Below are 11,741 nucleotides of genomic sequence, written 5' to 3'. Positions count from 1 at the left end.
AAGATCGTGTGAATGATTAACCTTGTTATTCAAAATCTGCAGACAATTGTAAGCGTCGCCACTTGCCTTGTGATCCTTATCGGGTTGCTGGGAGGCCGAAAAATTACGAAAGCCCTGAAAGAACTGAAATCGGTCCAGCCTGCGGTACAGACCCTCGTACAAAGCCTGGACAACGCCTCGGATGAAGCGAAAGCGAACATTGATGCCCTCCATTCTGCGGCCAAAACCGGTGGGAAAAAACTCACTGACACATTAAATTCCGCCGGTATCGTTTCAGAAAATCTTGAGGATGCTCGAAACAGCGCAGCCCAAACCCTAAAGTCACTCAGCGAAAGGGAGGATGCCTGTCTTCAAACGATGATAGACCTTCGGGGCACGATAAAAAACTCAGAAGAAGTTAAAGCCTCATTGGCTTCGACCATCGAGGAGGCAGAGAAGGCTCGGCGGGCTTTTACCCCGCCTATGGCCTCCCTTAAGGATGACAGCGCACCAGAAGAGTTGGAAGATATTACGACCTCTGAGACGATCAATGCCCCCTCGTCACCTCAGCCTGAAGCGCCGCCAAATCAGGAGAGCGCGGCTCATTTGGATGATGAGACGCCCGCTTTGGGAAGCACGACTACTGCAGCCGAACAGCCAGACACCTCAGCAATGGCTGAGGCCGATATGGACAGTCACGAAGAAACAGTTGCCTCCCATGCGGAGGAGGACGCCGCACCCGTCAAGAGCGCTTCGGAGACCATTGAGGCCGAAGACACGCCTCATGTAGAAATTCCTGTTGACGCAGAAGAGGCGCCCATTACCTCTGAGGAAGACACTATGAAGAAAACTGCCTTCCTGGACGTCCTGCCAACGGCCACTCCCACGGCGCTATCCAAGCCGCGCCCCTATCTTAAGGCTCTTCACTCTTCAGAAAATGAGTTGGAGGCTGCCTTTGACCCGGCCTGATGCATCCTACTTCTTCTCCATCGAAGGGATAGATGGTAGTGGCAAGACTACGCAGTGTCGATCTGTGAAAGAGCGTCTTTTGGCTCTGGATCTCCCCGTAATCCAGACGCGCGATCCCGGCGGCACGGCTGCCGGGGAGGCGATCCGAAACCTACTCCTGTTCGAGAAAGCTGATCTTTCAATCACTGCCCAAGTCCTTCTCTTTTTTGCCGCCAGAGACCAAGCGCTTAATGAGGTTATTCGGCCATCTCTGTTGGATGGCAAAATAGTCATGACTGATCGCCACACACTCTCCACCCTGGCTTACCAGGGATATGGACTGGCTAAGGGGGACGAAGGCACTTTAGAAATGATCAGCACGCTGGATAGGACTATGCCTGTACGCCCGGACATTACATTCTGGCTCGACGTCCCTGTATCTATTAGCTCCCAACGAACAGAAGCGAGGAACGCTGGCAGCGATCGCCTTGAAAGCAACGGAGCAGATTTCTTTGAGCGTGTACGAACGGGATACAGCGAAGCATGGAAGAAAAATCCGGAAAGGATTATTCGGATAGATGGGACTAAGGAGCAGTCCTTAATCACCCTTGAAATAATGTCTATCCTTAAACAAAGTATGGCCGAGAAGGCTATTCTATCCGCATGACGGCTAGGTTCTTAAGCCTGTGAAGAAAGGTTTAGTCGAGCGCGCAAAATTGCTTCAAACTTCCTTTTTAATCTTGGCATAAGGGCAGCAAGCATACAAAAATTCGTTTCGTATCTTTTAAAAAGCACTGATATGTCAACGACAAATATTGACATTGATATTTTATTGAAAAAATATCTAATCCATTAATAATCTTGTAGCAAATGTATTGTTTAACCTGTGTGTCATTAAAACTTCCGGCCCCACAGATGGGCAGGGAAATTACGGAGCACACACGTGACCCTTTCCATTAACACCAACACTTCTTCAATGGTTGCCCTGGAAACTCTGTCCGCCACGGGCAAAGAGCTTTCCGCCACAGAAAACGCCGTCTCCACCGGCAAGAAAGTCTCCACTGCTGCTGACAGCCCGGCCGCCTTCGGCATCTCTTCTCAGATCGGTGGCGACATTGCTGGTCAGAGCGCTGTCAACGACGGTCTGAGCTACGCGAGCCAGGTTGTCTCTTCAACAACGACAGCGGCCAACAGCATCATCTCCGTCCTGCAGAGCGTTCAGAACGCTGTGACCGGCCTGGAAAACAACGAGGGCAATACGACCTCTCTGGGCCAGATCAACGACGAACTGAACGGCTACATGAAGCAGATCGACACGATCGCTCGTGACGCCACAGTGAAAGGCATCAACCTGCTGGCCACCAGCACGAAAGATGGCCTTGGCATCACCGCCACAAACATGACGTATGTCACAGGCCTGCAGGGCGACACGCAGACGATCAGCGGATTTACCGCCTCCATCGTGGCCGATACCGGCGCGTCCGGCACAGCCGGTTCTCTGACCGACGCTCTGGGCCTGACCACCGGCAGCACGGTTGGCGTCAACCCGACATCCAACCTGTTCCTGACCGGCACAGGCGCCTCCATCGCGCTGGCCGGCACGGGCGGCGGCGCTGCACTGATCGACCTGGTGAAGAACGCCATCACGGCTATGACGAACGTCACGTCTCAGCTCGGCTCGAACTCCAAGATGATCACGCAGATGTCTTCTTTCGGCCAGGCTCAGGCTGATGATCTGACGGCTGCTTCCGGCGCCCTGACCGACGCGGACATGTCCGCTGAAAGCGCAAAACTGACCTCTCTGCAGACGAAGCAGTCTCTGGGCATCAAGTCCCTGTCGATTGCCAACAACTCTTCGCAGAACATTCTGTCCCTGTTCCAGTAATCACTGCTGGCCGGCGCGGTCGCCTCAGGGTGACCGCTGCAGGACTAAGAACGCCTCCGGTTACGGGGGCGTTTTTTTATGGGAACAATCCGACAAAAAAAACCGAGACCATTGGCCTCGGCTTAGGAACTCAGCCTCAAAGTTATTTGAGTTCAATTCTTCATCAATGATATGGATCGCGCCAGCATTGACCTCGAAACCTGCATTGTATTGAGGTTTGCCTGATAAGAGTGCTGCGCGTCATGCGTATCCATTATCTCAACCATTGGGTTCACATTCGGCATTTTGACATACCCGTTCTCGTCTGCCCCTGGATGCGATGGATCATAACGCATCTTGAAGTCTGACTGGTCTTTCCCGATCTCCTTCACCTTAACGGAAGAGACGCCGGTCGAGCGGTCGAGGACATCCTTGAATGTTATAGTTTTCCGCCGGTAAGGGTCCCCTCCGGGGGAAGATGACGTCGTTTCTTCATTCGCAAGGTTCTCCGCGGCGATACGCAGCCGAGCAGATTGCGCGCTCATTCCACTGGCTGAAATGCCTATCGTGTCAGAGAAGTCCATTCCCTACCTCCGTTGTAGCTATGATCATTGAGATGAAGATCCAAGCACCGTTCCGAACATGCCCATATAACGGCTATAGGCCGCCGTCGCCAGACGATGCTGATCGTTAGTGTCGGCTATTTTTTCCAACTCGTTCTCCAGGACAACATGGTTCCCATCGATAGATGATGGGCCTCCGACATTATGTGAGCCAGACTGCCCGCCATGGCCTGCCATATGCCCCGGCTCTGTCTGCGCCAGAGTCACTTCCTGGTGCGAGCTAAGAACGCCGTGGAACGATGAAACGTCTTTTGGAACGTAGTTGGGTGTGGTGGCATTGGCGATATTCCCTGCAAGTACAGACTGTCTGTTCTGGAGCCAATGCATTTTTCTTTCTGCCAGGCGGAGGAGATCAGTCCCCCCCACCTTCTGCTGCATCATAGGAATCGGATCAGCCATCTACTGCCCCCTGAATTTAGAAGTTTCCATCAATTCACGGACACGAGAAGGCGAAACATTTTCTCAGTTTCGCTGTCGAACTGCCGGTCCCCTATCCGATCAGATATCCACTTTAAAGCCCCAACATCCCCCGCCCGCGAGGCGTCAGAAGCAAACCTCAAGGCAAGCAGTTGCTGGTCGACGGTCATAGCCCCCTCCGCGGGGATTTGCGCCTCGACTATTTTCCTTACGTCAGAGACCGCGGGCGACCATTCTTCTCGGCTTTCGTGGATGCGGCCGCGCATATCTGCCGCAACAGCATTGTTGTCGCCATTGAGAAGATACAGAGAAATCTCAGGTTTTCCGGATGACAATGCAATTCGCGCCGCGACTCTATTCCTGCCAGAGACTATTTCGGGCGGCAGGTTACGCGCTCCCGTGTTGGCAAGCGCCTCTGACGCATCATTGAGCATGCCTCTCTGGATAAATGCATCAGCCAGCCCTTCACCAGCAATGGCCCTATCTGCTTCGGAATCGATCATTGGGATGGCATCAGAAAATGCCTGCGTGGCTTCATCTGCAAGTCCAAGGTTCAGAAGCATCCGCCCGTAATCAGTAAGGACAGTGCCTTTTTCAATGCCGGGGGCCATATCCGCTATATGGGCGCGTAACATTGCTGCGCTCTGAAGAAGTGCATTCTGCGACGCGCCATGTGACGTTATATTGTCCATGGCCTCACGCGCGATGCCTGCCAGTGTGGCATAGAGCTTAGGAGCAAGTGACGGGTCAACCTGTCGAGACGGAGATCTCTGCGCGAGATCTATTGCCCCCAAGGCTTTTTCCCATTTCCTCTGCGCCATATAAACATCTGCCTGAAGCAAGCGTGGCACGCCTTCCCTCCCGGCCAGCCTGGCGTCCGGAATAATACTTCCATACATCTCTGCCGCTGTGTCAGGTGATATCAGGCCGCTATCCACATCCATAGATATCTTTTTCTCAAGAGCCTTCTCCGATACGACCGGGTCCTTGTCCAAGGCCAGATTGTTTATTTCGGAGTGTGCAGCATCCTTTTTACCATCTTGCAGGTCCGCGATTGCGCCTGCAAACTTATAAGCGGCATCATCGGTAGGCATGGATTTAAGAGCAGCCCTATCTGCTGCTGTGCCATACCGAGCAATCTCCTCTGATACACCTGGCAGGATAGCGCTCCTCAATGGCTCCGGATAGTTAAGGAGGCGTTCAAAATCTGTTGCGAGATAGTGAGCCGCATCCTGGTCCCGTCCGCCCAGAGCAGAGTAATAGATGCCCCTCCATACCTGGGTCGCTCTCTTATCCCCTTCAGGCCAGGCGCCATCTAGCAGGGATGCTCCATCCATGTTTCCGTTCATCAATTCAACGGCCCCTAGGAAAAAGCGAACATCTGGCTTGAATGCTTCTTCCGGGTCATCTTCCAAAGCCACAGTCATTATCGCTCTGGCGTCGGGGAATGCCCCTAACGAAAACGCGGCGCGCGCCGCTTCAATCCTCTTCTCAAAGCGCTTGGCTGGCTCTGAATCAGCGGCATCAATGATGGCCTGACGATAACGTTGCTCCAACTTCTGTGTCGGAAGATTTTTAAGACCAAGCCATTTCAGATCCACATCACTCGCAAATACAGCCTCGGACGGATCCGGAAACTGCTTGCCCGCGACCGATAGGACATCCCCCAGCGGTCCCGGTTTGATTTCGACTTTCGGCGGAGCATGATCATCAACAACGACACCTTCCAGCGACGGCCAGACGTCATAGTCTTTGCTCTTACGAAGGGAGAGCATGCCGCCATCATCAGCGGCGGAAGTTCCGATCAGAAGAGGCGCTCCAGATGCGGGATCCTTAATCGCAAGGACACGACCAGGCCGCCGCATAGGGAATAGAAGTCCCTCGGGAACAATACGCGGATTGATTACGCGCCTGTCACCATAGTCATTGCCCGGCGGCTGTTCATCACCAAGAACCCAGCCATTACTTTGCTGAGAAAGGTAAAGGCGCCTCGTATCAGGAATGCGAACAGAGACCAGTGTAGCATCTGCGATTGTATCGACAGATAACGTCGAGAAAATACCATCGCCTCGGAGGGCAGAAGTATCCATGGGCTCTGCGCTGTCAATGACGATAACGAGCCGATCGCCACTCTGATAGGCAGCAATCCCCATCCGGGAGGGCACTGGCAAAAGAATACGACTATGGGACATTTCTGGAGGCGCACTGGTCTCAGCGAGAATTTGCGTGCCTTTTTGCGTCCCAGATTGTTCTTCTGGGGTTTGTGCAGAGGGCGGCAATGCACTGGCAGTGCCTGCCTTAGCCGGGATTAGCTTGCGGGAATTACGCCGTGCTCGGTCGTTCTCAGGCACACCTGCATTGGGGGGTATTTGACCGGTGCCTTTGCCTACCACGCGCGCACGCCAGCCGGGGGGCAAACCCTTCAACAATAGATCGCCAGACAGATCACTCTGAAGAGAAGCTTTCGCTTCACTCGCACCTTTCTGCGTCCCCTCCGTCACTGAAGGCGTCACTGAAGGGTTAGATTTGATCTGCTGCCTCTGTGTCCGCGACTTGTGTACACTTTTCCCAGAAGCCTGAGTAACTGATGAAGATGATATGGTAGGCTGAGGCAAAGATTGCGCTCTACTCTCGACCGTACCTAAGCAGGTAGAAAACACCGCTGACGTAAAGAGGAGGGCAACCCTGAGAGAAGACTTCAGTCTTTTCTCATTACTGATCACATAAGCGGACCCTTCGCCTCCAGCTTTCATCAACTAAACTTCCTCATAGATCCACATCGAAGCGATCAGATTTGTAACGGAACGGGCCGCATCGATAACGAAACACGGCCCGACGCAATTCTGTTTGATAAACAGTGCCCTTAAAATGGCACCGCCTGATTAGTTGAGAAGATCCGCAAAACTTGCTGTTGCAGAACCTTTTTCAGGCTTGGAAACGGACCGCACCACCTGGCCGGTCGCATCAAACTGCATAGCTGCAGTCGAGCCACCAGAATGATGGCTTGAAATCCCCATTTTTCCGGCGATGTGCTCAGGCTTGACACTGGCACGGGCCGTTTTCGCCGCGTTAGCAGTCTGCTGTCTCATGATGGTTGCGATCTGTGAGGCCGCTGATACTTCTGACATCTCTTTCGCTTTCGTTATGGTCACGACAAACCTCTCTCCGCAAAGAGATGGCTCTCCCAGAAATACGTCATCGTCAGTGCCCGTCCAAGGCCTTTTTAATTCTTACCCCTTAGAATTTTACGCAAGGATTAAAATTAGACTGGCTTTCATGATGGTCGACCATTAATAAGCAATTAGCAATTAGCAATTGGCACCTAAGGCCTACCCTGACAGTGGTGATATCAAAGGCCTTATACGTCGGATCGGAGATAACAGATTATGACGACCAGCCCCATTCAGCACCTTAATGCAGGGAACGCGTATAGCGCAGGAATGAACCTTGGCGGCAACACCGCAACGGGGGCCGGTGATAGCGTTACGAGTTTCAGTAGTGTTCTGAAGAGTGCCATTTCCGGCGCGATAGACACTGGCAAAACAGCCGAAACCCAGACTGCTATGGCTCTGTCAGGTAAAGGCAACATCTCAGATGTGGTCGCCTCCGTTGAAGAGGCGAAGCTGACAGTCCAAGGTGTGACCGCGATCAGAGACAAATTTGTCGGAGCGTACAAAGAGGTTATGAGCATGACGGTCTGAGGATTATCGATGAGTGCCGGCATCGATGTTCAGGAGATCCTGAGGCAAACCCTGATCGTGACAGTGAAGTTAGGTGCCCCCTCGCTTCTAGCTTCGCTGGCCGCAGGTGTCATGGTTTCACTCTTCCAGGCGACCACGCAGGTTAGTGAGGCGACATTATCATTCGTACCTAAATTCGCAGCCTCCATGGCGGCTCTTATCCTCACCGGATCATTTATGTACGCAACGCTTCACACATACTCGACCATGCTTTTTGATCAATTGATCAAGGTCGGGGGATCGTAATTGGCTTCAGTCCCTGACTTTTTTGGCTCTCCAGACCTGGGCATGCCTAACGGCTCTCTGGAAATCCTTTCTGCAACATTCGCTATAGTTCTATGCCGGGTCAGCGCTATCGTTATGACCTCGCCTGGCCTGGGCGAGACAACATCCCCTAAAACAGTCAGGGCTGGGATTTCTCTCGCCATTACCATCACCCTGCTTCCTGTGGTGCAGGGGAAAATGGGAGTGGCAGCGGGGGAAGCTATCCGCATGCCCGCCATGGCTATCGCCATAGTTGCCCAAGAACTGTTATGCGGCGCTTTTATCGGCTTCCTTGCTAGGCTGATCGCTATGTCACTGGCCATTTCCATGCAGATAGTGTCCGTATTTACTGGAATGAGCAGTATCGTCCAGCCAGATGCCCAACTCGGCGCATCAAGCACCGCTATCAGTCATATGGCAAACACCTTGAGTCCTGTGATCCTTTTGACCACAGGGCTGTATGCACTCCCACTATATGCCATATCGGGGTCATATGATCTTTTCCCTCCTGGGCATATGACCGAGTTCATGGTCAGCGACATGGCAAAAAGTATTTCTCAGTGTGTCGCAGAGACTTTTGGCATCGCAATGCAACTTTCAGCTCCGTTTATCCTAATAGGGACACTCTGGCCGGCTATGCTTGGGGTTCTCAACCGCCTAATGCCATCAATCCAAGTCTATTCCACAGCCATGCCCGCCCAGATCCTTGGGAGCCTCCTGCTTCTCGCAATGCTGATTGAGGTCACGACTGGAACTTGGCAGGAGCAAATTTCCGACATACTCCGCTCATTACCAGGAATTCTGCCGGCCTAACTCACAACCAGATAGAAGACGCGCTATGGCAGACGAAGGAGGCAGTGGCGAGAAGTCACAAGCCCCGACAGCACACAGACTTAGGAAAGCCCGAGAAGAAGGCAATATTGCCCAATCGCGCGAATTCGTGCTCCTAATTTCTCTCGGTGCCTTCATTTTAGTGTTCATGGCAACGGCCGGCAATTCCGCCAAGGATTTTACAGCCGCCGTTCAGCGCATCATCATACATTTCGGCGAAGTTTCGGATGATAGCTCCTCTATCTATAATTTCGGCTGGCAAATCGCCAAGTGCGGACTAAATCTGGGCTTGCCCCTCATGGCGGCTGGCGCATCTACCACATTAGTCTTCGGGCTTCTGCAAACTGGCTTCCTTTTCCGACCAGAAGCCCTGACGCCTGACCTCAAACGCCTGTCTCCCATGAAGGGCATTAAAAGGACATTCAGCGTCAATAATCTCGTGGAACTCCTGAAGGGTCTGGTAAAGATAGCTATCTTTGGGTGCATCCTTTATGGGGTCGCCTTGGAAACTATTCGCATATCGCCCGAGAGTGAGCGGTGGAGCTCTCTGCATCTAGCTTCCGAGCTGGAGCATTGGTTCATATATTCAACACTCCTCGTTCTCGGTATTCAGTGCATAATAGCTTTGGCAGATGACCTCTGGACGCGATATCACAGGATGTCAAAACTCAAAATGAGTTTTCAAGACATCAAAGATGAAGTCAAACAGACCGATGGCGATCCTTACGTAAAGTCTCGCATGCGGCAGATCAGAACGCGCCGCTCCAGAAGGCGCATGATGAAAGCAGTAAAAGAATCAACGGTCGTCGTGGTAAACCCAACGCATTATGCTGTTGCCCTTCTCTACAGCAAAACTTCCGGAGGGGCACCGCAGATCGTAGCTAAGGGCATGGATGACCTGGCTGCCAGAATCCGTGAAACGGCAGGTGAGGCTAAAGTTCCCGTTGTCTCAAACCCCCCGCTCGCAAGATCACTTTATAAGTTGCCTTTGGACACTGAGATCCCAGAAGAATTCTGGAAACCTGTGGCCGCAATCATTGCCTACGTCGTGAAGCTGAAAACACCTAAGCGTATGCACAAACCCTAAGAATTGGAATTCAGCGCAACACTCAGTCAGTGTCACGTTTGAAGTTCTCTTTCTAGTTCGCTCATTTCTAGTATTAATATTCCATAAATATCTGGTTAATCAATCCTTGCTTTTGGGAATCTGATCGCTATCCCATTTGTAAAGGAACATCCAATGCGCATTGCCTCCGACCCCGGCGGCAAAAGTCTGGAACAGGGATCAATACTCTATGAGCGGTGTTTTCAACGCACTTCAAACGGCTGTTAGCGGGATTAGCGCACAGTCTGACTCTTTCACGAACCTTGGCAACAACATCGCAAATAGTCAGACCACTGCTTATAAAGCCAACAGCACCGCGTTCCAGGATTTCGTCTCAGGGAATCTCAGCGGCTCATCACAGTCTCAGGCCAATTCGGACTCTGTAGCTGCCGTGACAATACAGCACGTTGATAATGAGGGCACTGCCACGGCCAGCACTGATAGCCTGGCCATGGCGATATCAGGCACCGGACTTTTTAACGTTTCCAAGCCGATCAGTGCAACGAATGCCTCCACAGCCACCAATTTCTCCACGCAGCAATACTACACCCGGAATGGCGAGTTTTACGAGAATAAGAGCGGTTATCTCGTAAACACCTCTGGGTATTATCTTGACGGATACACTGTCGATTCAAGCGGCTCTCTCGGGAATAAGCTGACGCCGATCAATGTCTCCGGCATCACGTTCAAGCCGACACAAACCACGCAACTGACGCTTTCCGCTACGGTCGGGAAGTTGCCCACAGATACCGCCTCAGCGGAAAGCTACACACCTCAGACCTACACTACCGCCCCGGTCACCACCTACGACGCTTCTTCTAACCCCCACAAGGTCGCAGCGTCCTGGACCCAAAGTTCTTCAAACCCGCTTGTGTGGAATGTCTCCGCTTACGACGCTGACGGAACCGGCACCATTGCGCCCAATAATTATCAAGTGACTTTCGACTCATCTGGAGATCTGGCCTCTGTCGTCGATAGCTCAACCGGAAAAACAGTTGGCTCAACAATCTCAGGCGCTTCCGTCGGCATTCCGATCACTGCCAATTATGGTGATAACCACACCCAGACGATGACATTAGATCTGGGGACGATAGGCGGCACTAGCGGCACAACAATGGCGGCCTCGAACCAGACGGCCTCCACCAGTCAAGCTTCAGCCCTGACCGTTTCCGGCACAACACTCACAATGCCAGCGGGAACGCAAATAGGGACGACGACGGGCAGCAATCAGTCTTACATGACCACACCCGTGGAGATTGGAGGGACACCTGTCGCTGAGAAATGGACTCAGACCTCCTCGTCGCCTGCAACGTGGTCGGTTCAGACGATCAATCCCTACGACGCATCGTCTTCCGCGGTATCAAGCCCCACCCACAGTGTGGTGTTCAACACAGATGGGTCCGTGAAGACCTTCGACGGCGCAGCCCCCTCCTCCCCCCTTACCTCAACGGCCACGGTCAACGGCACCGCCTACACGGTCGATCTCTCAGGTGCATCCCTCTCAACAAATTACGCACTCGACCAGGACACCACATCATTAACCACTGATAGCGTTGCAAGTGGCAACTACGAAGGTGTCTCCATCGAAAGCGATGGGTCGATCCAGGCTCAGTTCGACAACGGCTACAGCCAACTTATCGGAAAGGTCGCATTGACCACATTCCATAATGAGAACGGGCTGCAGGCCGTAGACGGGCAAGCTTATCTGGCCACTTCTAAATCGGGTGACCCTGAAACGGGGGTTGTCGGAGAAAATGGTACCGGCACGCTTTCTGTCGGCTACACCGAATCCTCAACGACAGACCTCACATCAGACCTGTCTGCACTGATTGTCACCCAAGAGGCTTACACGGCGAACACGAAGATAGTCACTACGGCCGATACACTGCTGCAAACAACCATCGGAATGAAGCAGTAATTCCGGCGCAAGACCTACTGACAATCTGAATCGGCGTTAAGCATTAAAAAGG

12 protein-coding genes are annotated in these 11,741 nt (G+C 52.6%); 8 read left to right on the top strand and 4 right to left on the bottom strand.

All coding sequences use genetic code 11. The features are described from left to right. Positions 1-12: 12 nt before the first annotated feature. The 3 genes from AD930_RS07545 (at position 13) to AD930_RS07535 (ending at position 2,812) form a co-directional block, all read left to right on the top strand. On the top strand, positions 13-948 hold the full coding sequence (locus tag AD930_RS07545) for a DUF6468 domain-containing protein (protein ID WP_061505725.1): 936 nt from the start codon (positions 13-15) through the stop codon (positions 946-948). Next, the gene (gene tmk / locus AD930_RS07540) at positions 935-1,594 is read left to right on the top strand and encodes a dTMP kinase (RefSeq protein WP_167375155.1); all 660 of its coding nucleotides are present in this window, start codon (positions 935-937) and stop codon (positions 1,592-1,594) included. Before AD930_RS07545 ends, tmk begins: the two co-directional genes overlap by 14 nt. A gap of 276 nt (positions 1,595-1,870) precedes the next feature. Continuing rightward, positions 1,871-2,812, top strand: a complete 942-nt coding sequence (locus AD930_RS07535; protein ID WP_061505723.1) for a flagellin — start codon at positions 1,871-1,873, stop codon at positions 2,810-2,812. 152 nt (positions 2,813-2,964) lie between these two features. On the opposite strand, the gene flgC is transcribed toward AD930_RS07535, so the two are convergent. The 4 genes from flgC to AD930_RS07515 all read right to left on the bottom strand — a co-directional run bounded on the left by flgC (position 2,965) and on the right by AD930_RS07515 (position 6,983). Continuing rightward, positions 2,965-3,375 (bottom strand): flagellar basal body rod protein FlgC, encoded by a 411-nt coding sequence (gene flgC, locus AD930_RS07530; protein WP_061505722.1) that lies wholly within the window; start codon positions 3,373-3,375, stop codon positions 2,965-2,967. A 24-nt stretch (positions 3,376-3,399) separates the two neighbouring features. Beyond that, positions 3,400-3,813 (bottom strand): flagellar basal body rod protein FlgB, encoded by a 414-nt coding sequence (locus AD930_RS07525; RefSeq protein ID WP_061505721.1) that lies wholly within the window; start codon positions 3,811-3,813, stop codon positions 3,400-3,402. A gap of 29 nt (positions 3,814-3,842) precedes the next feature. Continuing rightward, positions 3,843-6,224, bottom strand: coding sequence for a tetratricopeptide repeat protein (locus AD930_RS07520; protein ID WP_244150523.1), 2,382 nt, complete (start codon positions 6,222-6,224; stop codon positions 3,843-3,845). A gap of 489 nt (positions 6,225-6,713) precedes the next feature. Next, on the bottom strand, positions 6,714-6,983 hold the full coding sequence (locus AD930_RS07515; RefSeq protein WP_156476923.1) for a hypothetical protein: 270 nt from the start codon (positions 6,981-6,983) through the stop codon (positions 6,714-6,716). A gap of 234 nt (positions 6,984-7,217) precedes the next feature. Between AD930_RS07515 and fliE the strand changes: the two genes are divergently transcribed. The 5 genes from fliE (at position 7,218) to AD930_RS07490 (ending at position 11,689) form a co-directional block, all read left to right on the top strand. Beyond that, entirely contained in the window at positions 7,218-7,532 is a 315-nt protein-coding gene (fliE, locus tag AD930_RS07510; protein ID WP_061505719.1) for a flagellar hook-basal body complex protein FliE, read from the top strand. 9 nt (positions 7,533-7,541) lie between these two features. Next, positions 7,542-7,817, top strand: coding sequence for a flagellar biosynthetic protein FliQ (locus tag AD930_RS07505; protein WP_061505718.1), 276 nt, complete (start codon positions 7,542-7,544; stop codon positions 7,815-7,817). A 42-nt stretch (positions 7,818-7,859) separates the two neighbouring features. Beyond that, positions 7,860-8,648 (top strand): flagellar biosynthetic protein FliR, encoded by a 789-nt coding sequence (locus tag AD930_RS07500; protein ID WP_061505717.1) that lies wholly within the window; start codon positions 7,860-7,862, stop codon positions 8,646-8,648. 25 nt (positions 8,649-8,673) lie between these two features. Next, positions 8,674-9,753: an EscU/YscU/HrcU family type III secretion system export apparatus switch protein gene (locus AD930_RS07495; RefSeq protein WP_061505716.1), complete on the top strand. Its 1,080-nt coding sequence runs from the start codon at positions 8,674-8,676 to the stop codon at positions 9,751-9,753. Between the two features lie 208 nt (positions 9,754-9,961). Continuing rightward, entirely contained in the window at positions 9,962-11,689 is a 1,728-nt protein-coding gene (locus AD930_RS07490; RefSeq protein WP_061505715.1) for a flagellar hook-basal body complex protein, read from the top strand. Positions 11,690-11,741: the final 52 nt, after the last annotated feature.

The sequence above is a fragment of the Acetobacter malorum genome, assembly GCF_001580615.1.
GTDB classification, from domain to species: Bacteria; Pseudomonadota; Alphaproteobacteria; order Acetobacterales; family Acetobacteraceae; genus Acetobacter; species Acetobacter malorum.
This window is presented reverse-complemented; position numbering and strand designations above follow the sequence as displayed.